The 26,283-nt window shown below is 44.7% G+C and carries 25 protein-coding genes; 8 read left to right on the top strand and 17 right to left on the bottom strand.

The genetic code is table 11. The annotated features are described in order from the left end of the window. Nucleotides 1-134 precede the first annotated feature (134 nt). A complete protein-coding gene (gene rarD / locus AC27EZ_RS06885; RefSeq protein ID WP_487134935.1) occupies nt 135-1,022 on the top strand; it encodes an EamA family transporter RarD in 888 nt (295 codons plus the stop codon). A gap of 25 nt (nt 1,023-1,047) precedes the next feature. Here the strand turns inward: rarD and AC27EZ_RS06890 are convergent, their stop codons facing one another. Beyond that, nucleotides 1,048-2,295, bottom strand: coding sequence for a GGDEF domain-containing response regulator (locus AC27EZ_RS06890; protein ID WP_487134633.1), 1,248 nt, complete (start codon nt 2,293-2,295; stop codon nt 1,048-1,050). Between the two features lie 42 nt (nt 2,296-2,337). Further along, the gene (gene uvrD, locus AC27EZ_RS06895) at nt 2,338-4,509 is read right to left on the bottom strand and encodes a DNA helicase II (protein WP_487134634.1); all 2,172 of its coding nucleotides are present in this window, start codon (nt 4,507-4,509) and stop codon (nt 2,338-2,340) included. A 274-nt stretch (nt 4,510-4,783) separates the two neighbouring features. On the opposite strand from uvrD, the gene cysE reads away from it, so the two are divergent. Then, nucleotides 4,784-5,590 carry a serine O-acetyltransferase gene (gene cysE, locus AC27EZ_RS06900; protein ID WP_487134635.1) on the top strand — a complete coding sequence of 269 codons (807 nt, stop codon included), beginning with the start codon at nt 4,784-4,786 and terminating at the stop codon, nt 5,588-5,590. On the opposite strand, the gene AC27EZ_RS06905 is transcribed toward cysE, so the two are convergent. The 8 genes from AC27EZ_RS06905 to AC27EZ_RS06940 are packed head-to-tail and all read right to left on the bottom strand — an operon-like array spanning nt 5,587 to nt 11,857. Beyond that, nucleotides 5,587-6,318: an HAD-IA family hydrolase gene (locus AC27EZ_RS06905; protein ID WP_487134636.1), complete on the bottom strand. Its 732-nt coding sequence runs from the start codon at nt 6,316-6,318 to the stop codon at nt 5,587-5,589. The two genes, cysE and AC27EZ_RS06905, sit on opposite strands and share 4 nt — an antisense overlap. Nucleotides 6,319-6,333: 15 nt before the next feature. Continuing rightward, nucleotides 6,334-7,224 (bottom strand): tyrosine recombinase XerC, encoded by an 891-nt coding sequence (xerC, locus tag AC27EZ_RS06910; RefSeq protein WP_487134936.1) that lies wholly within the window; start codon nt 7,222-7,224, stop codon nt 6,334-6,336. 20 nt (nt 7,225-7,244) lie between these two features. After that, nucleotides 7,245-7,940 carry a DUF484 family protein gene (locus AC27EZ_RS06915; RefSeq protein ID WP_487134637.1) on the bottom strand — a complete coding sequence of 232 codons (696 nt, stop codon included), beginning with the start codon at nt 7,938-7,940 and terminating at the stop codon, nt 7,245-7,247. Beyond that, nucleotides 7,937-8,767 (bottom strand): diaminopimelate epimerase, encoded by an 831-nt coding sequence (dapF, locus tag AC27EZ_RS06920; RefSeq protein ID WP_487134638.1) that lies wholly within the window; start codon nt 8,765-8,767, stop codon nt 7,937-7,939. Before dapF ends, AC27EZ_RS06915 begins: the two co-directional genes overlap by 4 nt. A 33-nt stretch (nt 8,768-8,800) precedes the next feature. Further along, entirely contained in the window at nt 8,801-10,051 is a 1,251-nt protein-coding gene (lysA, locus tag AC27EZ_RS06925) for a diaminopimelate decarboxylase (protein WP_487134639.1), read from the bottom strand. Then, nucleotides 10,051-10,263, bottom strand: coding sequence for an LPS translocon maturation chaperone LptM (lptM, locus tag AC27EZ_RS06930; protein ID WP_487134640.1), 213 nt, complete (start codon nt 10,261-10,263; stop codon nt 10,051-10,053). Before lptM ends, lysA begins: the two co-directional genes overlap by 1 nt. Before the next feature lie 12 nt (nt 10,264-10,275). Next, the gene (locus AC27EZ_RS06935; RefSeq protein ID WP_487134641.1) at nt 10,276-11,343 is read right to left on the bottom strand and encodes an MJ1255/VC2487 family glycosyltransferase; all 1,068 of its coding nucleotides are present in this window, start codon (nt 11,341-11,343) and stop codon (nt 10,276-10,278) included. 1 nt (nt 11,344) lies between these two features. Beyond that, nucleotides 11,345-11,857: a phosphatase PAP2 family protein gene (locus tag AC27EZ_RS06940; protein ID WP_487134642.1), complete on the bottom strand. Its 513-nt coding sequence runs from the start codon at nt 11,855-11,857 to the stop codon at nt 11,345-11,347. Between the two features lie 344 nt (nt 11,858-12,201). On the opposite strand from AC27EZ_RS06940, the gene rraA reads away from it, so the two are divergent. Then, on the top strand, nt 12,202-12,687 hold the full coding sequence (gene rraA, locus AC27EZ_RS06945) for a ribonuclease E activity regulator RraA (RefSeq protein ID WP_487134643.1): 486 nt from the start codon (nt 12,202-12,204) through the stop codon (nt 12,685-12,687). A gap of 67 nt (nt 12,688-12,754) precedes the next feature. Here the strand turns inward: rraA and AC27EZ_RS06950 are convergent, their stop codons facing one another. From AC27EZ_RS06950 to mpl, 3 genes are read right to left on the bottom strand one after another with little or no spacing between them, the layout of a single operon-like run. Beyond that, entirely contained in the window at nt 12,755-13,573 is an 819-nt protein-coding gene (locus tag AC27EZ_RS06950) for a S1/P1 nuclease (protein WP_487134644.1), read from the bottom strand. A gap of 2 nt (nt 13,574-13,575) precedes the next feature. After that, on the bottom strand, nt 13,576-14,208 hold the full coding sequence (locus AC27EZ_RS06955; protein ID WP_487134645.1) for a flavin prenyltransferase UbiX: 633 nt from the start codon (nt 14,206-14,208) through the stop codon (nt 13,576-13,578). Continuing rightward, nucleotides 14,205-15,560 (bottom strand): UDP-N-acetylmuramate:L-alanyl-gamma-D-glutamyl-meso-diaminopimelate ligase, encoded by a 1,356-nt coding sequence (mpl, locus tag AC27EZ_RS06960; protein WP_487134646.1) that lies wholly within the window; start codon nt 15,558-15,560, stop codon nt 14,205-14,207. The genes AC27EZ_RS06955 and mpl overlap by 4 nt, the downstream gene beginning before the upstream one ends. Nucleotides 15,561-15,858: 298 nt before the next feature. On the opposite strand from mpl, the gene AC27EZ_RS06965 reads away from it, so the two are divergent. The 3 genes from AC27EZ_RS06965 (at nt 15,859) to AC27EZ_RS06975 (ending at nt 18,051) form a co-directional block, all read left to right on the top strand. Then, a complete protein-coding gene (locus AC27EZ_RS06965; RefSeq protein ID WP_487134647.1) occupies nt 15,859-16,836 on the top strand; it encodes a class 1 fructose-bisphosphatase in 978 nt (325 codons plus the stop codon). A 119-nt stretch (nt 16,837-16,955) separates the two neighbouring features. Continuing rightward, a complete protein-coding gene (ppa, locus tag AC27EZ_RS06970; protein ID WP_421133213.1) occupies nt 16,956-17,486 on the top strand; it encodes an inorganic diphosphatase in 531 nt (176 codons plus the stop codon). A 73-nt stretch (nt 17,487-17,559) separates the two neighbouring features. After that, on the top strand, nt 17,560-18,051 hold the full coding sequence (locus AC27EZ_RS06975) for a DUF3299 domain-containing protein (protein ID WP_487134648.1): 492 nt from the start codon (nt 17,560-17,562) through the stop codon (nt 18,049-18,051). Between the two features lie 19 nt (nt 18,052-18,070). Here AC27EZ_RS06975 and AC27EZ_RS06980 read toward each other — a convergent pair whose 3' ends face one another. Together AC27EZ_RS06980 and AC27EZ_RS06985 are read right to left on the bottom strand one after the other, a co-directional pair. After that, a complete protein-coding gene (locus AC27EZ_RS06980) occupies nt 18,071-18,772 on the bottom strand; it encodes a 2OG-Fe(II) oxygenase family protein (protein WP_487134649.1) in 702 nt (233 codons plus the stop codon). Nucleotides 18,773-18,781: 9 nt separating this feature from the next. Continuing rightward, nucleotides 18,782-19,195 (bottom strand): acyl-CoA thioesterase, encoded by a 414-nt coding sequence (locus AC27EZ_RS06985; protein ID WP_487134650.1) that lies wholly within the window; start codon nt 19,193-19,195, stop codon nt 18,782-18,784. Nucleotides 19,196-19,405: 210 nt separating this feature from the next. Here AC27EZ_RS06985 and AC27EZ_RS06990 point away from each other — a divergent pair, with 210 nt between their 5' ends. Both AC27EZ_RS06990 and AC27EZ_RS06995 read left to right on the top strand, forming a co-directional pair. Beyond that, complete coding sequence (locus tag AC27EZ_RS06990; protein ID WP_487134651.1) at nt 19,406-21,427, top strand: PAS domain-containing hybrid sensor histidine kinase/response regulator; 2,022 nt, start codon at nt 19,406-19,408, stop codon at nt 21,425-21,427. A 75-nt stretch (nt 21,428-21,502) separates the two neighbouring features. Beyond that, nucleotides 21,503-23,002, top strand: coding sequence for an Hsp70 family protein (locus tag AC27EZ_RS06995; protein WP_487134652.1), 1,500 nt, complete (start codon nt 21,503-21,505; stop codon nt 23,000-23,002). Between the two features lie 18 nt (nt 23,003-23,020). Here the strand turns inward: AC27EZ_RS06995 and AC27EZ_RS07000 are convergent, their stop codons facing one another. Further along, nucleotides 23,021-23,185 carry a hypothetical protein gene (locus tag AC27EZ_RS07000; protein ID WP_421133219.1) on the bottom strand — a complete coding sequence of 55 codons (165 nt, stop codon included), beginning with the start codon at nt 23,183-23,185 and terminating at the stop codon, nt 23,021-23,023. A 143-nt stretch (nt 23,186-23,328) separates the two neighbouring features. Next, nucleotides 23,329-26,154 (bottom strand): excinuclease ABC subunit UvrA, encoded by a 2,826-nt coding sequence (gene uvrA, locus AC27EZ_RS07005; protein ID WP_487134653.1) that lies wholly within the window; start codon nt 26,152-26,154, stop codon nt 23,329-23,331. Nucleotides 26,155-26,283 lie beyond the last annotated feature (129 nt).

The raw sequence follows: 26,283 nt of genomic DNA on the forward strand, positions 1-26,283 counted from the left end.
ATAACGTTTAGCGTGCACACGCTTAAATGAAGTGTGCACTTGTTTCATTATTACTATAGCCATGTCACGTACTACCTTGGAGAACCTTGTTGACCGAGCAAACAAATAAAGTCAGTGCTGCGCAAGTTGGTGTGATGTGCGCCATTGCGGCATATACCATGTGGGGTATAGCGCCGCTCTATTTTAAAGAGCTCGCGGTGTTACCTGCTGCTGAAATACTCGTGCACCGCGTGTTGTGGTCTGTGTTATTGCTTGTTGGATTAATTGCCGCATTAAAGCAGTGGCCTAAAGTGCTTACGGCACTTAAAGATCGCAAAGTCATGCTGATATTATTTTTAGCCGGTATTTTACTTGGGGCGAACTGGCTTTTATTTATATGGGCGGTAAATAACGACCATATTCTTGATGCAAGTTTAGGGTATTACATTAATCCACTGCTAAATGTATTTTTAGGGCGGCTCTTTTTAGGTGAGCGCTTACGTAATATGCAGCGGGTAGCCGTGTTATTAGCAATATTTGGCGTATCGGTGCTCATTTTTAACTATGGTGAAGTACCTTGGATTGCACTTATCCTTGCCAGTAGTTTCAGTGTATATGGGTTACTTAGAAAGCAAGTGGCGGTAGATTCACTGCCCGGCCTGTTTATTGAAACACTCTTGCTGTCTCCGGCAGCTATTGTCTATTGGGTTTTCTTTGGCGGTGAATACAGCAATATGTTCACTAATGACGCGTCGTTAAACTTATTAATTTTAGCCGCTGGTGTCGTTACTACTGCCCCATTATTATGTTTTACCGCTGCGGCACGCCGTATCATGTACTCAACGTTAGGCTTCTTTCAATATATTGGGCCAACGCTTATGTTCATTTTAGCCGTATACCTGTATGGCGAGCCGTTAGAAGAGTCGAGACTCATTACATTTGGATTTGTATGGTCTGCGCTGCTGTTGTTCACTACCGATTCTTTCATTGCCTATAAGAAGCAACGCAAAGCGAGACGAATAGCACAACAAGCAGTAACGTAACGAATTCTGTTTACGCAAAAGCGGATTATACATCCGCTTTGTAAGCCACCTGATTTCGACCATGACGCTTTGCGTAATAAAGCTGTTTGTCTGCAACACTCAGCAACGTGTCAATATTCTGCGTTTCCATACCACATAACCCGATGCTACAAGTAACGTGAATGTTGCCTGAGCGAAGCTGGATAATCTCATTGGCCAAGATATTTCTAAAAGCTTCAAGGCGAGCAGCGGCTTCTTCCACTGGCGTGTAAGGCAGGTAAATACAAAACTCTTCACCACCAAAGCGTGCAATGATCTCATCGGAGAAGTAAAACTCAATCAATGCTGCGACTGTTTTAAGTACCGTATCGCCAGCGTCATGGCCGTGGGTGTCATTGACTGATTTGAAGAAGTCGAGATCGATGAGCGCAAGCGCATGGTGTGCTGACAAGGTTTGGTGTTTCACAGTTACGGTATAGAAAAAATGTCGACGGTTGGGTAAGCCTGTCAAGTAATCGGTATTAGCAGCACGCCTAATGGCTTCGACACTTTCAATATACTCTATGTTTTGCATTACCCGACATAAAAACTCTTCATGGCAAAAAGGAAGGCGAAGGAAGTCATTAGCACCACTTTTTATAAAGTGAGCAGACATCACCATGCCTCTGCCCCCGGCAATACCAATGATAGCCAGTTGTTCTTTTGAAAATGCTTTACGCAAATTTGACACAAATGCTGTACCCGACATATCGGGTAGCGCATCGTCGGTAATAACTAAACGAATATCACTGTTGTCGGCCAATGTGGCCATTGCTTCACTGGCGGTTAGGCAGTCATACACCTCGAAATTATGCCGATTTAAAAGCGATAGCATGTGCTTACGAACGGACCTGTTGGTACTGACAACAATAACCCCTGTCGACTTATTCTTTTCTAAACGAGTGAGAAACCGACTGAGGTAATCATAGTATTGCGAATTTTCTTTGGGAATGTAGTCAACAATATCTTTCTCAAGCACTTTTTCACGGGTATCTGCTTCAAGGTTATCCGTGGTAACAATGGTAGGGATAAAAGCAGCAATGGCGAAGTCGATAGCTTCACCACGAGGAGCATCTGGCAATTGATGGGCGACAATAGCGCAAAGAAAAGTTTCGGGTACCATTTGCGAAAAACGGGCGCGCGCTTCAGTAAGTGAGTGCGCACCAACTGGCGTTAGTCCTGCTTTTCTAACCAACTTAGACACGACATCTAAGTTACTATCACTATTTTCAATAACCAGCACATGCTGTTGCATAGTTAAGTTCTTCTATTCTGGCTGCCATGCCAGTGTTAGTGATTACGCCTTTTCCAACTTAGCGTAGGCGAGAACAAGCCACTTTGTGCCGAACTCATCGAAGTTAACCTGTACTCTAGCATGCTCTCCGCTACCTTCGTAGTTTAAAACAATGCCGTCGCCAAACTTTCTGTGAACAACACGTTGACCTAACTGAAAGCCTGTTTCTTCAAAAGAGGCATGAGAAGTTGCTTGGCTAAAACGATTATGAACAGGCCGAGAAATCGTTGTTTTCAAACGGACTTCTTCTACGCATTCCGCCGGCATTTCGCGAATAAAGCGCGATGCAGTGTGATATTTATCTTGCCCGTATAAGCGGCGGCTTTCTGCATACGTAATGTATAGTTTTTCCATGGCCCGCGTCATGCCAACGTAACAGAGTCTGCGTTCTTCTTCCATTCTGCCTGGCTCATCATTGGTTAGCTGGCTAGGAAACATGCCTTCCTCAACGCCGGCCATAAACACTAATGGAAATTCTAGGCCTTTAGCGGTGTGAATGGTCATCATTTGAACCGCGTCTTGGTCAGTATCAGCTTGTTGCTCACCGGCCTCCAAAGATGCATGCGCTAAAAACGCTGACATAGGCGTCATTTCTTCTGCTTCTTCCGGCACAATAAAGGTTTTACACGCCGTTACGAGCTCTTCTAAGTTTTCCAATCGTGCCTGTGCTTTTTCGCCGCGCTCAGCTTGATACATCGCGTAAAGGCCCGACTGCTTGATGGCTTTATCAGCTTGCTCTTCAAGCGGCATATCTAAGGTGCTTTGTTCAAGTTCGGTAACGAGCAATACAAAGCTTTGCATGGCATTTAGCGCACGGCCTTTCAACGAACCTTCATTAATGAGTAATTGAGACGCTTGCCACATGGAACAGTTATGTGCTCTTGCGGCATCGCGCACTAGGCTGAGTGTTTTATCGCCAATACCACGACTAGGTGTATTAACCACGCGCTCAAATGCAGCATCGTCATGGGGGTGATTTATCATGCGTATATAGCCCAGTGCGTCTTTAATTTCTTGACGTTCGAAGAAGCGAAGGCCCCCATAAATTCGATAGGCTAGACCTTCATGTAACAACGCTTCCTCTAGTACACGCGACTGCGCGTTGTTTCTATATAGTATAGCGGCGTCTTTTAGTGCATTGCCCTGATGTAACCAGTCTTTTATTTTTGAAACGATAAACCTGGCCTCGTCGAGTTCATTAAAGCCTGCGTACACCGAAATGAGTTCACCTTGGTGCCCATCAGTCCATAATTCTTTGCCTAAACGGCCCGTGTTATTGTCTATCACCGTGTTTGCGGCTTGCAAAATATTGCCGGTAGAGCGGTAGTTCTGTTCTAGACGGACGGTGGCCGGGTTGGCAAAGTCTTTCAAGAAATGCTGGATATTATCTACATTTGCTCCGCGCCAACCATAAATAGATTGGTCGTCATCGCCGACAATCATTATGTTGTTGTTTTCGCCGCTACACAGCATACGTAGCCAAGCATATTGAATATTGTTGGTGTCTTGAAATTCGTCGACCAGTACGGCCCTGAATCTACGTTGATAATGCGCTAAAATTTCAGGGTTTTTGGCCCATAATTCATGGGCGCGCAACAACAGCTCTGCAAAATCGACGAGCCCTGAACGATCGCATGCATCTTGATACGCCGTATAGACCTCTCGCATGGTCTTTTGAATATGGTCGCCATGCGTTTCGATATGTTGAGGGCGAAGACCCTCATCTTTGTTTCCATTGATATACCATTGGATTTGGCGAGGTGCCCAATGTTTTTCGTCAAGGTTCATGGCCTTTAATATGCGACGAATAAGACGATACTGATCGTCTGAGTCAAGGATCTGAAAGTTTTCCGGCAGCCCAGCTTCGGTGTGATGTGCGCGCAAAAGTCTGTGTGCAAGGCCGTGAAACGTACCAATCCACATAGTGTGCAGGCTTCGCCCCATTAATGACTCTAAGCGGCCTCGCATTTCTCTGGCTGCTTTATTGGTAAAGGTTACTGCCAATATAGAAAATGGTGCTATGTTTTCGACTTCCATGAGCCACGCAATGCGATGTACCAATACTCTTGTTTTGCCGCTTCCTGCGCCCGCTAGTACTAAGGCGTTGGAAAGAGGGGCGGCTACCGCTTCACGTTGTTTGTCGTTTAGCTCGTCAAGCAGTCTGGATACATCCATAGTGTCTATCACCTAATTAATTATCGTAAACTCGGCTATTATGCCTGCTGACTGTGAATTTATACAGGGTTGTGTGCAGACTAATTTAAGTTTGTGCTGGTTATATGAATAGAGAATGCTTTATACCTAAATAGAACGATAAACTGATCATTATGCGCACTTTAGCGGTATATCACCTATATAGATTCACGGGTGAGTCGGGTACACTTCTCATTCATTTTAAATGCTTCCCCCTTTTTCCTTTTTTGGTAAAACGCGCATACAGGATTAGCTCATGCAAGCAGACACACCAGTCTCTGATTTTTGGTTAACGTTAAAAAACGAGGCAAAAACTGTCGCAGACAATGAACCATTGTTAACAAGCTTTGTTCATGCCTGTACTCTAGCGCATCACAACTTTGAATCGTCTTTAAGCTTTATCCTATCGACTAAAATGGCAGACGACGTGATGCCAGCGTTAGCGATTAGGGAAGTGTTTGATGAGGCTTACCTTTTGGAGCCTGGGATCAGTGAGGCGGCGATTGCCGATATCAAAGCAATCAAAGCGCGCGACGCCGCTGTTAACGACTATCTTACCCCGCTTTTATACTTTAAAGGTTTTCATGCGGTGCAAGTACATCGCATGGCGCATTACTTGTGGGTTCATGGCAGACATCAACTTGCCCTATTTTTACAAAGTCGCAATTCAGAAAGCTTTGGCGTAGATATTCACCCTGCGGCGAAAATAGGCAAAGGCGTAATGTTCGACCATGCCACGGGCATTGTCGTGGGTGAAACGGCAGTTATTGAAGATAACGTCTCTATTTTACAAAGCGTTACCTTAGGTGGTACGGGTAATGAGTCTGGTGACCGACACCCCAAAATTCGCCAAGGCGTATTAGTGGGGGCCGGTGCCAAGATTCTAGGTAACATTGAAGTCGGCGAAGGCGCTAAAGTCGGGGCGGGTAGCGTAGTACTAGACAACGTGCCTGCGCACGTTACGGTTGTTGGCGTTCCTGCTAAAGTAGTAGGGCGACCTGTTTGCCAACACCCATGTGAGTCAATGCAGCAAAATGTGCTAGAGGACAATACCCCTTACTAATCAACGAAATGCGTTAGCTCATGCAGGGTAGATAATGCCACATGAGGTAACAAGCTTACGGGCTCGTTGTTTAGCATCATAGGGCGATTACAGGCAAACCACGCCGCTTGATAGCCCGCATTTAACGCACCATAAACGTCTTTTATAAGGTTGTCGCCTACATGCAAAATGTGCTGTGTGGGCAAAGCTAGTTTATCAGCCGCTTCATCAAACATTGCACTATGCGGTTTCATCGGGCGCGTCATACTGGCGTGCAGAATACTGTCGAAATAGGGCGTTATGCCAATTTTTTCGCTATCGACGTTGCCATTCGTAATGCCGATTAAGGGGAACCGTTTGCTTAGCACTTTTAATGTGTCGTGCACGCTATCATCTAACGTGAAATTGCTTCTTGCATCATAGAAGCAGTTGAAGCATGCCTCTACAGCATCACTTAACGTAGCATACTGCGTATTTCCACCGGTTACATCAGCGTAGAGTGCCTTCGCCAATACCTGTCGGCGCAATTCGCCCATGTCTGAGGCAAGCCTCGCTTCTTTCATAATCGCAGTACGGCGAATATCGCCCCATTGTGCGGACGACATTGCACTAGCATGAGGGAAATGCGCATGAATAAACTGCGTTAACGTGGTGTCGGCTTGTCTTATGACGGGGTCGTTATTATATAGCGTGTCGTCTAGGTCAAATGTCATTGCCTTAACGGCATGCATGGGTCGAAAAAACTGCATGTAAAAAAGCGCCTTTTATTTTTTGTGTGCACGCGGGTGGGCGGCATCATAAACATTCGCTAAATGTTGAAAATCGAGGTGTGTGTAAACTTGAGTGGTTGATAGATTGGCATGGCCTAACAACTCTTGAACCGCTCGCAAGTCACCACTTGATTCTAATACGTGTGTCGCAAAAGAATGGCGCAGTTTATGTGGGCTTACTTTTTGACTTAGCATTTGTTCACTAGCCATTTGGTTTAGTCTGTTGGCAACTTGCCGGTTGGATATTCGTGTTTTTCGCTTGCTAACAAAAATGGCTGATTCATAGTCAGAGGCATATGCAGGGCGCACTTTTAGCCATGCATTTAACGCGTCTAGTGCCTTTTTGCCCAGAGGGAGAATACGCTGTTTACTTCCTTTGCCCATTACCTTAATCGTGCCATCTCTTAAGTAATCTGCCAGGTTCAAGCCGGTAAGTTCACTTAGTCGTAAGCCACAGCCGTAGAGCAACTCAAACATAGCGACGTCACGCAGCATAATTCCTTCGTCACTTTCGCTATTGAGCAATTGTTGCATTTCATCAACGCTTAATTGCTTGGGTAGAGGTTTACCTTGCTTAGGTGCATGAATGCCCTCGACAGGGTTACTAAATAACTGCTGTTTATCGATAAGGTACTGACAAAAAGTGCGAAGTGCTGAAAGGCGTAAAGCGATGCTTCGGGGTTTATGGCCAGCCATCTTAGCATTGCCCATTACGCGTTTTATATCTGACGGGGTAATGCCCGACCATTCATATAAATTAAGTGTAACCGCGACGTCTTGGAGTTGACGACGATAGTTTTTAATCGTGTGAGGAGATAGGCCTCGCTCTACCTCAAGATGTAATAGAAATTTATCAAGCCATTGCTGACAGGGTTCACTTAGCATTGTTTCCGTTGTCACGAAAACTAATACCCCATCATCTCTGGCAAAATAATATTGAGTACCTGCTGCAGTTGCTGTAACAGCAGCGTGTCCATATCGGGGGTAAAGTGATCGGCATGGTTGCTACTAATACCTAGAATACCTAAGTCGTTATTGTCGCCTAATAGCAAAAGTGCGACCGACTCTGCGCTGTTCTCTCCAAACAACAACTGTCGCTCGTGCTGTGACAAACGACCAAAGAAAAAGTTAGAGTTTTTAAAGCGTTTTTCTGTAAACAAACGGCGTTGTAGTTCTGGAATGGCGTGTGGGCCTTTGAAGCTTTTTATGACAGCCGACGAGAGCTGTAAGCGCTCTTGCAGCACATCTTCAAGCGTAAATTGTACCTCTGCAACGCTAGTACAGCGTAGAAGCTGCACATTTAAGTCAGTATATACGCGATAAATTTTTTCATTTTGTTTGGCAATGCTAACAAGCTGCGTCAATTTGTAATTAAGCTGACGCACTTTTTTGCGTAACTGTTCACTTTGAATTTCAACAAGTGATACGCTTCCCTTTTGCGCGTGGGGAATAGCAATTTTCTCTAGTAGGTCTGGATTCTGTGCGAAAAATTCAGGGTTTTCTAACAAAAACACGCGTACATCTTCCGCCGACAATGCACTATTGTCGGTAAAGGCGTTTATTACTAAAGAGGCGTTGGATTGCCCTGAACTGTCACTCATAAATTTATATGCCCGTCGTAAACATGTTCGGCGGGGCCAGTCATTTTTAATACACTGTCTTGGCCAGGCCAACGAATGCGTAAACTGCCACCGGGTAGGTCAACCCGAACGTCTTTGCCTAATTTACCTTGAATCTGGCCAATTGCAACAGCTGCGCACGCACCGCTTCCACATGCGAGTGTTTCACCGCTTCCACGTTCAAAGACGCGGAGCTTAATGTGAGACTCGTTAATGATTTGCATAAACCCAACATTAACGCCTTCTGGAAAACGCTCATGACGTTCAACCGCCGGCCCTATCTCGTGAACATTCGCGGTATCAACATCGTCTACTTCAATAACACAATGGGGATTACCCATAGACGCTGCGCCTACAAACAAGGTTTGATCTGCTACGCGTAGTATATAGGTGTTTTCTTGCTTGTTAGCTTTCAACGGGACCTTGGCAGGCTCAAATTCAGGTTTGCCCATATTCACGGTAACGTGGCCGTCTTTTTCGAGGTACAACACCATCTTGCCTGCTTTCGTGCTGACAACTATTTTATTTCTACTGATTAAGCCTTTCTGCTTAACAAAACGTGCGAAGCAGCGAGCACCATTGCCGCATTGCTCTACTTCAGAACCGTCCGCGTTAAAAATACGATAGTGAAAGTCTTGTTCTGGATCGTAAGGCGGTTCAACCATCAACAACTGGTCGAAGCCAATACCAAAATTACGGTTAGCGAGTTGTTGAATCTTCTCTTTAGAGAAAAATACATTTTGGGTAACGTTATCAATAACCATGAAATCGTTACCCAGCCCGTGCATTTTTGAAAACTGAACCTGCATTAACAGTGCATCTTTTTATGAATTTTCTCTAGTTTACGTAAGTTTGTGCTCACCTTTCCAGAGATCTTTTAGAATTTCTCTCTCTCGAACAACAATTGTACGCGCTTTATCTACCATTATTTCAGCAGGGCGACAGCGACTGTTATAGTTTGAGGCCATCACAAAGCCATAGGCACCGGCACTTCTAACCGCTAACAAGTCATTGGGGGCAATCGCTAACGTCCTGTCTTTACCGATGAAATCACCGGTTTCACAGACTGGGCCCACGACATCATAAACACGTGGCGTTTCTTGGCTTCCCTCAATAACGGGAATAATATTTTGCCACGCAGAGTAAAGGGCAGGTCGAAGTAAATCGTTCATTGCGGCATCAACGATAGCAAAACTCTTTTCTTCGCCGTCTTTAATAAATTCAACTTGGGTGACCAAGATACCCGCATTAGCTGCAATAGCTCGACCGGGCTCAAGAATAAGCTTAAGTTGCTCTCGGCCTTCCATTTTCTCTGCCATAGCTTCTGCGTAGGCTTTTGGATGAGGAGGCTCTTCGTCGTTATAGGTAACGCCTAAGCCGCCGCCAACATCAAGGTGCTCAATAACAATACCGCGCTCACCAAGCTCATCAATAAGCCCAAGCAGACGTTCGAGCGCATCAACAAATGGCCCGAGTTCGGTAAGTTGTGAGCCAATGTGACAATCCATCCCCACCACGTTGAGGTTGGGAAGCGATGCGGCTAATTCATAAGTCGCTAACGCACGTTCGCGAGCAATACCAAACTTGTTCGCTTTGAGGCCCGTTGAAATATAAGGGTGCGTTTTTGCATCCACATCAGGATTAATGCGCAAAGAAATTGGGGCGTGTTTACCTAATTCGGCTGCCACTGCATTGATACGATGCAGTTCAGGTTCTGATTCCACATTGAAGCACATGATGCCTTGCTCAAGTGCATAGCGTATTTCATCAGACTTTTTGCCAACACCAGAAAAAACGACTTTGCTAGGATCTCCGCCTGCTTCGATAACCCGGGCAAGCTCACCGCCCGAAACGATATCAAATCCAGACCCTAATTGTGCCAATGCACTCAATACCCCTAGGTTTGAATTTGCTTTCACAGCGTAACAAACCAAGTGCGGATGTGCGCCTACCGCATCATTAAATGCGTGCCAGTGGCGTTCTAGGGTGGCGCGAGAGTATATATAAACGGGGGTACCGTATGTCGCAGCAATATCAGAAACCGCGACGTCTTCAGCGAACAGCTGACCTTGCTTATAAGCAAAAAAATCCACTAGTTTGATTCTCCTGATAGCGATGCGGGAGGCGTCTCATTATCATTAGGCACCGCCTTAGATGGCGGTGGCGTTGTTTTCTCTGGCGCGTCTGGAAGGTATAACGCACCTTTATATCCACAGCCAGACAGTACTGAAGCAATGAAGACTAAAACAACCCAATTTTTACGCACAGAAAAACCCGCAAATGCTTTTACAAATGCCGCTATCATCGCATTGCGTGTCTAAATTGCAAGCGCCAATAATCGTTCTTGAGTTTTCTCACCGTATTGTACATTTTTCCACAAACGGTTGCATAGCGAATGGACGTCGGAAAAGTCGCCTTTTTTAAGCCATTCAATGAGTATATCTGGATTGTCAGGAAAGGTTATTGCCTCTGTTTGGGGGGCTTCAAGCCATTCTTCTACGGTATCTGTGTCAAGCTGGAAAAGGGTCTGGCAGAGTTCAAGCGAGGTGAGTGTGAGCACATTCGAAAGTTGTTCAAACTGTCCATGTAGTGGCTTTATCAGTAGCTTTTTACCTAACTGAAGGGCTTCGCTAGACAATTCAAATCCGCCGTTGGCAATAACGCCATATGCGTGCTTAAGCGCTTTTTCAAATCGAGGTTTCGATGTGGGGTTAAAACGAATATGGCCCATTTCAGTTTGTTCAATAATATTGGGGTGAAAACACTCAAAAATGTGATCACTGAGCGGTTCAAGCATTTGTGTTATATCTTCAATTTCCTCAAACGGTAAATACACCAGAACGTGGCTATTACGAGGATGGGCTGCTGGTTTTTCAACAACAAACGGAGGAATTATAGGCTGATTAAAGTGATACCAATGCACCCCCAACTGACATTGCGTAGGGGCATAGATTTTCATCAATACATTATCAATGACGGTGTAACCGGTTTTGGGAACGTTATACGTAAATGCCGCTTGATGACTAATTGAAATGGACGGCGTACCCTGCTGCTTAGCGGCCCATGCAGTTATTGGCTCAAAATCGTTAATCAATAAATCATAGCCGCTTGTATCCATCACGTTTACATCGTGATAAAGCTGACGAAGTTTCGCCTTTTTGATTGTCGCTAATTTATCTACCTGCCCACGATATGTTACGAAGCTTAACCCGGTATAAGCGCGATAATTGCCGAATATGTCCATATCAAAATAGTCACTGGGCGTTCTGCCAGAAAAAACAAAGTCGACATTAATATCACGATGACGTGACAACGCTGCAGCCATTATTCTGGCTCGCGCGATGTGTCCATTTCCTGTGCCTTGCACACCATACAGAATCTTCATGCTAGCCCAATAGAGTAATACTAAGTAGTGCTATGGCTATGCCTAAACCAGTGCCTGCTACTACATCTGATGGATAATGGACACCCAACAAGATGCGCGATAGTCCGATAAGTGCGGCCCAGCTGTAAGCAATAACTAAGAACGATGGATAATAGTGCGCAACAATACTCGCCATTAACCATGCGGCAGCGGTATGACCTGATGGCAATGAAAATTTATCTGACGGCGTAATATGAGCACGTAAATTAAGTAAAAAATCGCAGGGGCGAGGACGTTTAAAATAAGTTTTCAATAGCAGGTAGACGGGAAGCTCTAAGGCATAAGCCATAAGCGCAGTATATAGAAATAGCTCACCGTGTTCGGGTTCGAACATCCATAACAACAAGCCAATAACAAAATACAAGTAACCATCGCCCGTTCTCGACAACCAGATAATGCTTCTGCAGTCTCTTTTTTGCGTCAGGCCGTAGAGGCGATAGAAAAGGGTGACATCCCATTTATGTAACGATCTCATCAACATCGCCTATCCTCATCAAATTGTATTCAACACAGGCTAAAAGGGCTCTGTGACTAACAGGTGACAGAAAAAAGAAGAATTTTTTACAACGTATTTATGTATCAACAGTAACGCGAAGTGGCGATAACCTATGGTGATATGGCCCGTTTTGCACGAAAACTGAAACCATTCGAGGTAAACGAGTAAAGTAGGCATAAATAGTGCCAATGATGCTTATGGTACGGACGATTTGTTATTCGACGAATCTATACAAAACAGCCATTTGCAACGCATGAATTAATGCTATGCTAGAACTACGTTCAAGTGAGTTCTTCACAACCTTCAATTTTTAAGGCATGGCAATGGAATACAACACTTCCGAATTATGCGATCTATTCGCAGACAGCGTAGACGTGGTAGACCCAATTTTCGCAAGCTTCGGCGGGCGCTATTCATTTGGTGGCGAAATAACGACGATTAAGTGCTTTGAAGATAGGGGGTTAATCGACAGAGTGCTAGCACAACCTGGTGCAGGTAAAATACTGTTAATTGATGGCGGAGGCTCAACCCGTCGTGCGTTGTTTGATTCCGCATCAGCCCAGCTTGCTATCGACAACGATTGGGAAGCGATTGTGTGTTACGGCAGTGTTCGTGAAATAGATACATTGGCTGAGATGGATATCGGTGTGCTTGCCGTGGCTGCTATTCCGGTCAATGCTGAGAGTGAAAGCATTGGCGACATCGATGTACCAGTAAACTTTGGCGGTGTCACTTTTTTACCTGAAGACTATTTGTATGCAGACAGTACGGGAGTCATATTGTCGCCTGAACCTCTAGAACTTGATTAATACCCAATAAAGAGCAAAAACGGAGGCATAAGCCTCCGTTTTTTATTGTGGCGAGTAAAACGCTGAACTAGTTCTGCTTAGCGTGGGCTTGCTCAAAGACATGGTTTAAATACATCGCAATACGAACCCCTGCTGTTTGAAGACGCTCTTTTGCAGTAGGCAAATGATTATACAAATAGTCATAGCTCATTTTATTGGCGTCTTCTGGATAAATGGTATCGCGTAGCGCAGTACTTTCCTGTATCCAAACAAGCGGGTCTACAGTGGCCCATTTTCGAATGTTTGCAGGCGTAATGTCTTTATTAAGCCATTCGGTCCACTCGGTATACGATAAGCCTCGCTGCTCAATCATCTGTGAATCCCAAACACGGTGAAGGTTAGAGTCTTCCCAGAAAAACCGCACTTTCACATCATTACCGCCTTTGTCTTTGCCGTTTCCAGCATGCAGAGGCTGATGAAGATCGCCAATAATATGCACAATAAAGCGCAGTGCTAAACGCTTCTCATCCTGTGACGCCTCGCTGTTGGTTAGTGTTGCAGTATAGTGTGTCAGCGCCGTCATAGCGTCCCCTTGTTTTGGGGCACCTACGTCATGATAGTGTTTGCCTTCTGGCACCGTAACGTAATGCCATGGAGAAGCGGTTCTTTGCCAAAATTCACTGGGGTCTGAACGCATCTCATCGGCATAGGTTGACGCTTGCGCTAAATCGCTAGCAGGTAAGAGTTCGCTTACTGCAGCATAACTTAATGGGCTAAGGTATTGTTGTGCGATTGCACCTGTGATGCGGTGGCCTGTTTGCCCCCACCCGAAAGCAGGTGAAGTGATAAACAACGTTAGTAGTGTGCTAAGTGCAACGGTTAACGTCCTATTTGTATACGCTGACATGGTTAATCCTCTTTATGTTTCGATGTTTGATAACCCCAACGGGCTACCAATGATTGCTCTACGCCCAAATGGTCTAATATTCTTGCAACAACGAAGTCGACCAAGTCAGCAATGGTTTTAGGGTTATGATAAAAGCCGGGAGCTGCCGGCATAATTGTGGCGCCCATTTGTGACAGTTTTAACATATTTTCTAAATGAATAGATGATAAAGGCATTTCGCGAGGGACTAATATAAGTTGCCCTCGCTCTTTTAGTACTACATCAGCGGCACGCTCAATCAAGTTGTCACTGGCGCCAACAGCAATAGAAGAAAGCGTACCTGTCGAGCAGGGGCATACCACCATTTTGGCGGGTGCCGCTGAGCCTGATGCCACGGGCGAAAACCACTCTTCTTTACCAAATACTTTAACTTGTCCTGGTTTGGCCTGGCAGTGCTCAGTAAAAAAAGCGGCAGCATCTTCTGGGCGAGCAGGAATTTTTACGTCTTCTTCTGTTGCAAACACCACTTTCGCGGCGGACGAAATCAGTACATAAACTTGAAAGTCGGCCTTAACGAGAGATGCCAATAGCGACAACGCGTAAGGTGCGCCAGATGCACCAGTGATAGCAAGGGTAACCTGCTTGTCGTGTTTCATGAATAAACCTCGGTTAACGCACTCAGCATGCGAGAATGAATACCTTCAAAACCACCATTGCTCATAATGAGTATATGATCGCCTTGCTCTGCTACGCGGCTGACATTAGATACGATCGTTTCTACATCATCAAAACACTGGGTTGGGGTTTCACTCTGTGCCGCAACATCGCGAAGCGACCAGTCCATATTCGCAGGTTCAAAGAGGTAAACCGCGTCAGCGTCTTGCCAAGACTGCGCGAGCGTTGACTTATGGACGCCCATTTTCATTGTGTTAGAACGCGGCTCTAAAATAGCGTGTATCTTTCCGTTACCTACCTTTTTACGAAGACCATCCAGCGTAGTGGCAATGGCAGTGGGGTGGTGGGCAAAGTCATCATAAACCGTGATGTTGTTTACTGCGCCCTTTATTTCCATACGGCGTTTTACATTTTTAAATAAAGACAGTGCGGCAATGGCGTCTTGCAACGTAACGCCTGCATGATGTGCAGCGGCTATCGCCATAAGGCCGTTATCGACATTATGCTGACCCAGTAGCGGCCATGTTACAGTGCCCACTTCTTTACCGTGATTCAAAACAGCAAAACAACTACCATCTTGATTGATAAGAGACGCTGCCCACTCTTTGCCCAACGACTGACGCGATGACCAACAGCCTTTTTCTAAGGTGTCTTCTATTGCCTCAGTGCGATCGGGCGTAAGTATGAGCCCGTTTTCAGGTACCATTCTAATAAGGTGATGAAACTGAGTTTGGATGGCATCAAGATTGGCGAAAATATCCGCGTGGTCAAATTCTAAGTTGTTAATTACCAATGTCTTGGGACGGTAATGAACGAATTTTGAGCGCTTATCGAAAAATGCACTGTCGTATTCGTCTGCCTCAATGACAAAAAAGGGGCTATCGCCAACACGAGCAGACACGCCAAAATTCTCGGGTACGCCACCAATGAGATAGCCTGGGTTCAAGCCGGCATACTCTAAAATCCATGCAACCATGCTGCTGGTTGTGGTTTTACCATGGGTGCCCGACACGCCAATTACCCACCTATCTTTTAAAAGGTTATCAAGCAGCCATTGTGGGCCGCTTGTGTAAGGCAAATTGCGATTTAAGACGTATTCAACGGCAGGATTACCACGAGACATGGCATTTCCTATTACGACAATATCTGGCGCCGGGTCGAACTGAGCGGTGTTATAACCCTCGGTAAGCTCAATGCCTAACGCTTCTAATTGTGTGCTCATGGGAGGATAAACATTGTTATCAGAGCCGGTAACAGTATGGCCTAATGCTTTCGCTATGGCGGCGATACCACCCATGAAGCTGCCACAAATACCTAGAATATGTACGTGCATAGCGCGTTCTCGTTATTACTGCATGTTAATGGCATGTACTTTATCAGAACCTTAAAGCGGGGGGATAATGCAATTTCATATTTGTCGGTGTTTCTACAATGTTAAGCGTCAAAAATAGCAAATACACTGGTAGGTTGAGTGATTATCCATCTATCCCTATGTTTCACTTCGTCGCGAACACGGTTACAATCGTCAAAGCAAACAAAAATTGCTAGGTTATTTAGATAAATAGAACGCGGTATGGAAAATCGCCCGGGTAAATAACCACACCCTACACACTTAAAAAGGCTTAAAATCGATGAAACGCTTAAACTCGCAATTGCAACAAGACGGGGCTCCGCTTGAACTTATTCTTCTAATAAGAACGTTATTGGCAGGCTGTAAAGAAATCTCTTTCCGAGTAAGTCAGGGGGCGCTTGCAGGCGTGCTAGGTTCAACCCTTTCAGAAAACGTTCAAGGCGAAACGCAGAAAAAACTTGATGTTATCTCTAATCAAATTCTGAAAGATACCTTGAGGGAATCAGGATACGTTAAAGCGATTTCTTCTGAAGAAGAAGATGATGTTGTGCCGTGTAATCCAGAAGGTAACTATTTGGTAAGCTTTGACCCGCTTGATGGTTCATCGAATACAGAGATTAATAGCTTGATAGGGACCATTTTCTCTATCACTCACGCCCCGCAATGGATGAAACCCGACGACCCTTCAGCATTTTTGCAGCCGGGAACACAGATTGTGGCAGCAGGCTACGTGCTTTATGGCCCTTCAACAATGTTGGCGCTAACGACCGGTCGGGGTACACATATTTATACCCTAGATAAAACCCATGGCGGTTTCCTACTTACTCACCCTAACGTGAAAGTACCTGAAGCTACTTCTGAATTTTCCATTAACGCATCTAACCAGCGTCATTGGGAGCCACCCATGCAAGCTTATATCACTGACCTATTAGCGGGTGAAGAAGGGCCGCGTGGTAAAAACTTTAACATGCGATGGGTTGCCGCGATGGTTGGCGATATTCACCGTCTTCTATGCCGAGGCGGGATATTCATGTATCCATTTGATAAGCGTAATCCGTCTATGCCGGGCAAGCTACGTTTACTGTATGAAGCAAACCCTATGGCCTTCTTAATGGAGCAAGCGGGTGGCTTAGCTAATACGGGGACAGGAAGAATTTTAGAAGTTATGCCAGAAGAAATTCACCAACGCGTACCAGTGCTTATTGGCTCTAAAGACGAAATTGAGGCCTGTTTAAGCTATTACAGCCAAAGCGAGTAACAAAAAAGCGGTAAAATTGAACAGATTAATGCGACATCGGTCGTAAAGCGTTTTTATTTTGCCGCTGTCACCGTATACTTACAGGCAAATTTTTTACCTATTACCGAAAGGACTGAACAATGAGCTTAAACGCTGTTCCTGCGGGCAAGAATTTGCCTGAAGAAGTGAATGTAATTATCGAAATTCCAGCACATGCTGACCCAGTAAAATATGAAGTGGATAAAGATACTGGTGCAGTATTTGTCGATCGCTTCATGGCAACATGCATGCACTACCCAACTAACTACGGTTATGTAAACAATACATTGTCAGAAGATGGCGACCCGGTTGACGTACTTGTTATGACTCCATTCCCATTACTTGCCGGTTCAGTTATTAAGTGTCGTCCAGTTGGCGTACTCAATATGACTGATGAGTCTGGTAAAGATGCTAAAGTATTAGCGGTGCCAGCTGACAAGCTATCTACGATTTACCGTGACGTTAAAGAAATCTCTGACGTACCTCCGTTGCTTCTTAAGCAAATTGAGCATTTCTTTGAACATTACAAAGATCTTGAGCCAGAAAAGTGGGTTAAGATTGACGGCTGGGCAGACGCAGCAGCTGCAAAAGCTGAAATAGTCTCAAGCGTTGCGCGTTTCGAAGCAGAATAATTCACGCTTTGCATCATTGATGTTAAAAAGGGCTCGTAGAAGACGAGCCCTTTTTTATTACGATGGAAAAATTATGAAAACGTCTATGGTTAGCGTGTTTTCACACGTATTTATTTTTTTTGCGCTAGTGATTATGCCACTTGCAGCATCGGCTAACGATGCGCCCGTTGAAGTGTATTGGGAAGACCTTGTCCCTGAAGGATTTAATGAGTTAGCACCGCCTGCTGTTCAGCACAATGGCGAGATGAGTCAGCTGCAACCAGATGCGCCGGTCGTTGATGCCTATGATGGCAAGCGAGTTAAAATACCAGGCTTTGTCGTACCCCTTGAAGGAACCGCAGAAAGCACCACTGAATTTTTGCTAGTGCCTTACTTTGGTGCCTGCATACACGTGCCGCCGCCTGCATCTAATCAAATTGTCTACGTGAAATTTGAAGACGGTATAGCGATAGATAATATGTATGATGCTATTTGGGTCACTGGCGTATTATCAACAGAAGGATGGAAGGGCGATATCGCTTCGGTTGGTTATCGATTGAAGGGTGAAGCGGTAGAGGGGTTTTAACCTCTACCTGATGACGAGGCTATTTTGCTTGCGTGTATATTTGTTCCGCGCGGTTGAATAGCAACCAAGACGTGACAATGTATTTATCATTACTTTTTGGAATTTGCCCGCGGTGCGTATGGGTAAAGTACGCTGGCGCAATAACCATTCTTCCCGCTTTGGGTTTTACTGCTTTGTCTTGGTAATAAAATTCGGTTTCTCCGCCATCATCCACATCATTAAGGTAATACATAAACAGCAATACCCGATGTAACGCATCGTTATGTTGCATTTGAGGATATACTTCGGAATGCCAATACGGATAGCCGCCACTTTCTGCAGTATAGCGCTGTGCATTCACATCGCCTACGCGAAAAAGATAATTGACCAAATTCGCTAAGTTGGGCTTTCCAACCTCTTCAAAATTTTCACCAGTGAGCTTTACGGGCTCTCCAGTCGTAGGATGCTTAACAGTAAGCCCGATAGGGCCGATTAACGCATAAAAATATTTTTCGATGTACTGCACTAACTGAGGGCCAGTGGCTTGCATGACTTGTTGGAACAGATCGCCAAACTCTTTATTTTGGCTGATTGATACGTCGGTACTGCGCTTCTTATCTAAGTCTACTCCCCCGCCGGTTCGTCCTTGTGAAAGGTTTGGGCTTTTCTCAAACCGTGCGATAAGCGCTGAACATAATTCAGGGGGCAATACATCATCTATCACTTCTATAAAATTTTGCATGATTATGGCTTACTCTATCGCTTTGTAGTGTGATTGCAGTGTTGCTTTGATTGTTTCAGGTATGGGCGCTGAACGCTGTGTTGCATAGTCAAAGTGCACCATAGTAGTAATGCCGGTGGCACACAAAATATTGTCTTGCCACAGCTCTTGATAGACATCAAATGCACTGTTTCCCAAGCGACTAATGAATGTTTTTACGGTGACAGGTTTACCGTAAAAAATCTGTGCCAAGAAATCTACCTTATAGCTGGCTAATATGAGTGGCCAGTTTTGCAAATCAAGGGTAGGCGTAAACATACGAAAGATAGGTTCTCTGGCCGCTTCAAACCAGGCAACAAGCGCAGTGTTACTCACGTGTTGTAGGGCGTCGGTTTCGCAAAAACGCACGTCGAAAGACGTGGATAAGGGCGTGTTTTTTGACATGATTTATGCGCTCTTTAATGCTTATTTTTACGCACTCTAGCACGGCGTGACGCAGTTTTCAGTAGTCGCCGTGAAGCAAAAAAAGTTTCCACGTAATAAAAAAATTACTCTTTCATAAAGCTTCACAAAACTTAAATCAAAACCGCCTTGGTGTTTAACCACCTTATTGACTATCTTTAAACCAGACTACTTTATACAAAGTGAATACGGTTGTTTCAAATCAAAGAGGATGTTAACCCTCGCCCCTTGTTACTGAAAAAAAGCTCTGCACAAGAGGAAATAAGCGTCTTGCGGGCGATGCTTGAACGAATTAATGATGGCGTTTGTATTATTAATCAAAACTATCAATTGGTGACCTACAATCACTCCTTTATGTCTATGTTGGGATATACCCACGACGAGATGCATTCCTTATTCATTTGGGATTTTGATGACACCTTGAGCGAGCAAAAAGTTCGCGAAACTTATCCCAGCTTTGCCAATACTCAGGCGACGTTTCAGACGATACATAAAAGAAAGAACAATGACACCTACACTGCCCAAATCACCGCTGCCGGCACGAATGTAATGGGCGAGAGTATGGTGTTATGCATTGTAAGAGATATTACTGAGCAAGAAGTTTTAAAAAAGTCGCTGTTAGAGTTTAAAAGTACCGTAGATAAAGCCAGCGACTGTGTATTCATGTTTGATCCGTACAGCTTATTATTCACCTATGTGAATGAAGGCGCATTGCAGCATGTAGGGTATACCAGCGATGCCCTTTACAAAATGCATCCTTTCGATATAAAGCCTGACTTTGACCGAGACGAATTCACCCAACTTATCCAACCGCTTTTAATGCACCAGAAACCGTCTCTCAAATTTAAAACGATTCATAGACACAAAGATGGGCATGATATCAATGTAAGTATCAACTTACAGTTGGTTGAATCTGAATATGGCGCTGAAAAATTTATTGCGATAGTGCATGACATAACGGAAGAAACCAAACTTAAGACACTCCTTGAAAGCAATAAAGAAGCGCTCGAAAAAGAAGTAGAAAGCCGGACACGTCAATTGGTTGAAGCGAAAGAAAAAGCAGAAAGTGCGAACAAGGCAAAAAGTAGATTTTTAGCCAATATGTCACATGAAATAAGAACGCCGATAACGTCTATTCTAGGCTTTTCTGACCTTTTAACGCGAGAATCACTCAGTGAGTCACAGCGGCAGGCAATTAAGAAGATAAGTACGGCGAGCGAACACCTATTAGGATTGCTCAGTTCAGTTCTCGATATGTCGAAAATTGAGTCTGGTACTTATGAACTGAAAGAGCAAACGATTGATATAGAGAAGCTTATTAATGAAACTATTATACTTAACGAGGAAAGTCTAACGTCGAAAGGCTTGCACATTAGCGTAGAGTTACCGCATGTGCTTCCTACTTATATTGGTGATATTACTGCCCTTCAACAAGGGCTAATTAATTATATTTCTAATGCCGTTAAATACACCGACGAGGGTGGGATTATTGTTCGCGTCTCCATTGTTAACCAGCAAACGGATAAAGATGAATTACGCTTTGAAGTGGAAGATACCGGCATTGGAATAGACGCATCGGTAACGTCAAAAATCTTTGAGCCTTTTGAGCAAGCAGATACCAGCTTTGGCCGTAAATATGGTGGCATTGGTGTGGGGTTGTCAATTACCAAAGAAATTGCTGCATTTTATGAGGGAGATGCTGGTGTCAAAAGCACGTTGGGTAGCGGCAGCACGTTTTGGTTTACGTGTTTACTAGCGAGAAATAATCAACAAAAAGAAGGAGAGAATAAGGCGTTAGATAGTACGTCGTTGTTAATGCAGTTACATACACAGTGTGCAGATAAAAACGTGTTGGTTGTTGATGATGAAAAATTTAATCTGGCGCTATTAGAGCAAATATTGGTTGACGTTGCGCAGCTAACAGTGACAACCGCATCTAACGGAAAGCAGGCCATAGCGCTTGCTCATGAGCAATCTTTCGATATGGTATTTATGGATATTCAAATGCCTATCATGGACGGTATTGAGGCAACAAAAGCGATACGAGAGCGTGTGGGGAAAGATGCGCTTCCTATGGTTGCGTTAACCGGCAATATCTTTTTAGACGTAAACGCTGACGAGTTTGGACGTTTGTTTAACGACGTTATCTCGAAGCCCTTCAAGGTCGATGACTTGTTGTCGAAGACATTAACCTTACTTACCAAGAATTCATAATAGCGGTAAGGAAAGTGTGATCCGTTGACCGTTTTACATTACAATCTCCGTCAAAATTTAATGTAAAACGATACCATGACTGCGATAGGGATAGATTACGGCACTTCAAACTCTGAAGTGGTGTATTTTGATGGTGCTACGCACCAACATATAAAGCTCGACCCACTTGTTGACGCAAGTAACAAGATTCGGTCCTCTGTGTTCATTTATTTTGAAGATGAACTTCCACCTCCACCTGACGCAATGGTAGAGGCCAAAGTTGCACAGCTTCAGCGCATTATTAATGAACAGCTAGAGAAAGCGAAGCAGGGTTACTATTCTGCAAAAGACCCTAAAGAGCAGGCGCTTTACAGCAACCGTATTGATGACCTACGCGGAGAATTTCACAACCGCCCCGCACTACAACGCAAGGCTATCGCTCAGCTTATTCATGCGATGTCGCTCGATGAAATCCCCCTATTGCGATTAGTAGAAACGGGTAAGTTTGCATTCGGTGAAGAAGGGTTTCGTCGTTTCTTAAAAATGCCAGACAAAGGCAGATTAATTTACTCTCCAAAAAACTTTTTAGGTGCGTCGTTAGACGACGACCAAAAGAAAGCATTCGTCGGTATTATTGGAAAACAGCTTGCCTATTTTAAAGCGTGTGCCGAACGACAGTTAGAAACAACCGTAGATGCCGCAGTGATAGGAAGGCCCGTTAAGTTTCACGGTACGCGAGGCGAGGCAGGTAATGCCCAAGCTGTACAAATTATGCAAGATGCTGCAAGTGATGCCGGCTTCAGAGCCGTCAGCTTTTTAGAAGAGCCTATTGCAGCAGCGTACAAAATTGAACAAACCCTTACTGAAGAAACTACGGCGCTTATCGTTGATATCGGCGGTGGTACCACAGATATTTGTTGTATTAATTTAGCCGCTGAGAGGAACAACCAGTTAAATCGCAATCAAGATGTGCTGGCGGTGACGGGGCGACGTTTAGGCGGTATGGACTGTGACAAAAGCTTGGTGATGAAAGCGTTGGCACCAGAGATGGGGCTTGGCCTTAAAATGACCAATGGCCTACCTGTGCCTCCTACCTATTTTTCAGATATGTGTGCCGTTGATAATATACCTGCGCTAACACGGTTTTTTTCAGATGATTATGGTCTCGATATTGCGCAAACAAAATCTATTACATCATCACCTGAGCAGTTAGACCGGTTACTTATCGTGCAAGAAAATAAGCTCTCAGCGCGCGTCGTTAATTCAGCACGTATGGCTAAAGAGCTGCTATCGACCAAAGAAACAATCATGCTTCCTCTTCATTACATTGAGCAAGGTTTCGATGTGAAAATTACTCAAGGTGTTTTTGAACAATCAATTCAGCCTTGGCTAAGCAAGGTAAAAGCATTAGTGGTGGAGTGTTTGGAAAAAACAACCCAGCAACCCGAGGTAGTAATGATTACGGGGGGAATGAGCTTATCCCCCATCGTGATAGACGCGCTATATGAAACGCTGCTGACTGGCCTACCCAAGCTTGAGAACGACGCTTTCAACTCGGTGTGTGAAGGCCTTGCGATACAAGCGTTTAAATTTTAGTAAGCGAAGTGACGCCGCTTAATTAAGAATGTTATTTTTTTTCAAATAGATAAGTATGGCTTCAGGTGTGCCAAAGGCGTTTAACAGCATTTGCTGTGCTCTGGCTTTAACGGCGTTATCTTCTGATGAAGACAACAGGTGATACCACGTTTTCACTAATGTAATGGGTGGCGCTTGATTCATTTACTGCTCCCGTTATTCGGTCAAAATTGTGCGCGCTTACATTCTAACCTACTGTGTTTAAAAATAAGCTCTGACCAGATAAATAGAGATAAAAAAACGCGCTGTAATAAGCGCGTTTTTTACATTCTAAAAGCTGCTTTATCTTACGGCAGCATATCCTTTAAGAACCGTCCCGTATGCGAAACGTCTTGTTTAGCAATATGCTCGGGCGTGCCTTCTGCAATAATTTGACCGCCCCCTGAGCCACCTTCTGGCCCCAGATCAATCACCCAATCTGCGGTTTTTACCACATCGAGGTTGTGTTCAATTACCACTACGGTATTTCCATGGTCACGAAGACGATGTAATACTGCCAATAGCTGTTTGATATCATGAAAGTGAAGGCCGGTTGTTGGCTCGTCGAGAATATACAGTGTTTGTCCCGTATCACGCTTAGAGAGCTCTTTTGCAAGTTTAACACGTTGCGCTTCGCCACCTGATAACGTCGTTGCCGCTTGCCCTAATCGAATATATGAAAGGCCAACGTCCATCAAGGTTTGAAGTTTACGGGCGATAGCCGGAATTGCGTCGAAGAATTGTCGCGCATCTTCCACTGTCATCTCTAACACTTCATGGATATTTTTGTCTTTGTACTTTATCTCGAGTGTTTCACGATTATAGCGTTTGCCGTTACATACGTCGCACGGTACATAAACGTCGGGCAAAAAGTGCATTTCTACTTTAATAACGCCGTCGCCCTGGCAGGCTTCGCATCGACCGCCTTTTACATTAAAACTAAATCGCCCAGGCTTATAACCCCGTGACCGAGACTCTTGCGTCCCAGCAAACATTTCTCGTATTGGCGTAAATATACCGGCATAAGTAGCAGGATTAGAACGGGGTGTTCTGCCTATCGGGCTTTGGTCTATATCAACAACCTTATCGAGTTGATCTAACCCTGTCATGCTCTCATAAGGTGAAGGCTCTGATGTTGTTGCCTTATTTAATTCTGTCTGCGCAATCTTATAAAACGTGTCGTTGATAAGTGTCGATTTACCCGAGCCCGATACGCCCGTTACACATGTCATTACGCCAGTGGGTACGCGCAGGTTAACCGACTTCAGGTTATTACCTGTTGCGCCTTTTAACTCAAGCCATTTTCCATCTTTAACTTCATTGCGCTTGGTAGGAATATCAATTTTTTCTCGGCCTGAAAGATATTTCCCGGTAAGCGAGTGCTCACTGTTTTTAATATCTTCAAGTGAGCCTTCCGCGATAATTTCACCGCCATGTACCCCAGCACCAGGGCCAATATCGACAATGTAATCTGCTTCGCGAATTGCATCTTCGTCGTGCTCTACAACCAGAACCGTATTGCCTAGGTCACGTAAGTGTCTAAGGGTTTTTAGTAAGCGCTCGTTGTCACGCTGGTGCAGTCCAATCGACGGCTCATCTAAGACGTACATAACGCCTACCAGACCGGCGCCAATCTGACTGGCCAAACGAATACGCTGCGCTTCACCGCCTGATAGTGTATCTGCACTGCGAGACATGCTTAAGTAATTAAGCCCAACATTCACTAAGAAGCGCAGACGGTCCAAAATTTCTTTTAAGATCTTCTCTGCAATTTGCGCTTTCTGCCCTGACAAATCTAAGGTTTCAAAGAAATCGTAGGCATCAGAAATTGACATCTCAGCAATGGCTGGCAACGTCGTTTCTTGAATAAAAACATTTCTAGCTTCAATACGAAGGCGCGCACCGTTACAACTATTACAATGTTGCTGACTTAAATACTTTGATAACTCATCGCGCACTGCATTCGACTCTGTTTCACGGTAACGACGCTCCATATTCGGGATAATCCCTTCAAACGGATGCTTGCGCTCCATGATGTCACCGCGTTCATTAATATATTTAAACGACAGTGATTTACCTTTTGAGCCATATAGTACGATATCTTTGTGCGCGTCACTGAGAGACGCAAACGGCTTGGTGAGGTCGAAACCATAATGGTCGGCCACCGCTTGTAGCATTTGAAAGTAGTAGTAGCTGCGCTTGTCCCATCCGCGAATTGCACCACCAGAAAGGCTTAATTCGTCATTACCCACCACGCGTGTAGGGTCGAAAAACTGACGCGTTCCTAGACCATCACAGGTTGGGCACGCGCCTGCGGGGTTATTGAATGAGAACAGACGAGGCTCAAGTTCGCTTATACTATAACCGCAGTGTGGGCAGGCGAAGTTAGCAGAAAAGATAATTTCTTCTGCGTCTTTGTCATCCATATCAGCGACTACGGCATTGCCGCCCGCCAAACTTAGTGCGGTTTCAAACGATTCTGACAAACGCAGTGCCATATCATCCCGCACTTTAAAGCGGTCAACCACCACTTCAATGGTGTGCTTTTTGTGAAGGTCTAGGGGAGGGGGATCTGATAAATCACACACCTCTCCATCGATACGGGCGCGTATAAAACCTTGTGCAGACAAGTTTTGAAGCGTTTTAACATGCTCGCCCTTACGTTCTTTTACGATAGGCGCAAGAAGCATTAGCTTACTGCCTTCAGGCATACCCAATACTTTATCGACCATTTGACTGACGGTTTGTGCATCAAGAGGTACGTCATGATCAGGACAACGCGGCGTGCCAACACGGGCAAACATCAAGCGCAGGTAATCGTAAATCTCAGTGATCGTACCTACCGTAGAACGTGGGTTATGCGACGTAGATTTTTGCTCGATCGATATCGCTGGTGAAAGCCCCTCAATATGATCAACATCAGGCTTTTCCATCATGGAAAGAAATTGTCTAGCATAAGCCGACAATGACTCAACATAGCGACGTTGGCCTTCTGCGTACAAGGTATCGAATGCGAGAGACGATTTACCAGAGCCAGACAGGCCCGTAATCACCACCAGTTTGTCTCGTGGCAGTGTTAAATCGATATTTTTTAAGTTGTGGGTGCGGGCACCGCGTATTTCGATTTTATCCATTGAAGCCTAGATGAGAGAAAAAAGAATCAGTATGCCATAGTCGTCAAGTAAAGTGATATGACAATGCTAGTAGAACTTATACTGAGCCACGTATGATGGGATCAACTTACGATTGTTTTAATCGAATAT

It is taken from the genome of Alteromonas sp. 4NH20-0056 (assembly GCF_057539655.1).

What these genes read in the sequence shown, in the direction of transcription:
- AC27EZ_RS06975 (WP_487134648.1), top strand. Translation starts at nt 17,560, where the DNA reads ATGAAAACGTCTATGGTTAGCGTGTTTTCACACGTATTTATTTTTTTT.
- rraA (WP_487134643.1), top strand. Translation starts at nt 12,202, where the DNA reads ATGGAATACAACACTTCCGAATTATGCGATCTATTCGCAGACAGCGTA.
- AC27EZ_RS06965 (WP_487134647.1), top strand. Translation starts at nt 15,859, where the DNA reads ATGAAACGCTTAAACTCGCAATTGCAACAAGACGGGGCTCCGCTTGAA.
- lptM (WP_487134640.1), bottom strand. Translation starts at nt 10,263, where the DNA reads ATGATAGCGGCATTTGTAAAAGCATTTGCGGGTTTTTCTGTGCGTAAA.
- AC27EZ_RS06940 (WP_487134642.1), bottom strand. Translation starts at nt 11,857, where the DNA reads ATGAGATCGTTACATAAATGGGATGTCACCCTTTTCTATCGCCTCTAC.
- dapF (WP_487134638.1), bottom strand. Translation starts at nt 8,767, where the DNA reads ATGCAGGTTCAGTTTTCAAAAATGCACGGGCTGGGTAACGATTTCATG.
- rarD (WP_487134935.1), top strand. Translation starts at nt 135, where the DNA reads ATGTGCGCCATTGCGGCATATACCATGTGGGGTATAGCGCCGCTCTAT.
- AC27EZ_RS06890 (WP_487134633.1), bottom strand. Translation starts at nt 2,295, where the DNA reads ATGCAACAGCATGTGCTGGTTATTGAAAATAGTGATAGTAACTTAGAT.
- AC27EZ_RS06995 (WP_487134652.1), top strand. Translation starts at nt 21,503, where the DNA reads ATGACTGCGATAGGGATAGATTACGGCACTTCAAACTCTGAAGTGGTG.
- ppa (WP_421133213.1), top strand. Translation starts at nt 16,956, where the DNA reads ATGAGCTTAAACGCTGTTCCTGCGGGCAAGAATTTGCCTGAAGAAGTG.
- AC27EZ_RS06935 (WP_487134641.1), bottom strand. Translation starts at nt 11,343, where the DNA reads ATGAAGATTCTGTATGGTGTGCAAGGCACAGGAAATGGACACATCGCG.
- AC27EZ_RS06955 (WP_487134645.1), bottom strand. Translation starts at nt 14,208, where the DNA reads ATGAAACACGACAAGCAGGTTACCCTTGCTATCACTGGTGCATCTGGC.
- AC27EZ_RS06985 (WP_487134650.1), bottom strand. Translation starts at nt 19,195, where the DNA reads ATGTCAAAAAACACGCCCTTATCCACGTCTTTCGACGTGCGTTTTTGC.
- cysE (WP_487134635.1), top strand. Translation starts at nt 4,784, where the DNA reads ATGCAAGCAGACACACCAGTCTCTGATTTTTGGTTAACGTTAAAAAAC.
- AC27EZ_RS06980 (WP_487134649.1), bottom strand. Translation starts at nt 18,772, where the DNA reads ATGCAAAATTTTATAGAAGTGATAGATGATGTATTGCCCCCTGAATTA.
- AC27EZ_RS06915 (WP_487134637.1), bottom strand. Translation starts at nt 7,940, where the DNA reads ATGAGTGACAGTTCAGGGCAATCCAACGCCTCTTTAGTAATAAACGCC.
- AC27EZ_RS06950 (WP_487134644.1), bottom strand. Translation starts at nt 13,573, where the DNA reads ATGTCAGCGTATACAAATAGGACGTTAACCGTTGCACTTAGCACACTA.
- AC27EZ_RS07000 (WP_421133219.1), bottom strand. Translation starts at nt 23,185, where the DNA reads ATGAATCAAGCGCCACCCATTACATTAGTGAAAACGTGGTATCACCTG.
- uvrA (WP_487134653.1), bottom strand. Translation starts at nt 26,154, where the DNA reads ATGGATAAAATCGAAATACGCGGTGCCCGCACCCACAACTTAAAAAAT.
- xerC (WP_487134936.1), bottom strand. Translation starts at nt 7,224, where the DNA reads ATGCTAAGTGAACCCTGTCAGCAATGGCTTGATAAATTTCTATTACAT.
- uvrD (WP_487134634.1), bottom strand. Translation starts at nt 4,509, where the DNA reads ATGGATGTATCCAGACTGCTTGACGAGCTAAACGACAAACAACGTGAA.
- mpl (WP_487134646.1), bottom strand. Translation starts at nt 15,560, where the DNA reads ATGCACGTACATATTCTAGGTATTTGTGGCAGCTTCATGGGTGGTATC.
- AC27EZ_RS06905 (WP_487134636.1), bottom strand. Translation starts at nt 6,318, where the DNA reads ATGCAGTTTTTTCGACCCATGCATGCCGTTAAGGCAATGACATTTGAC.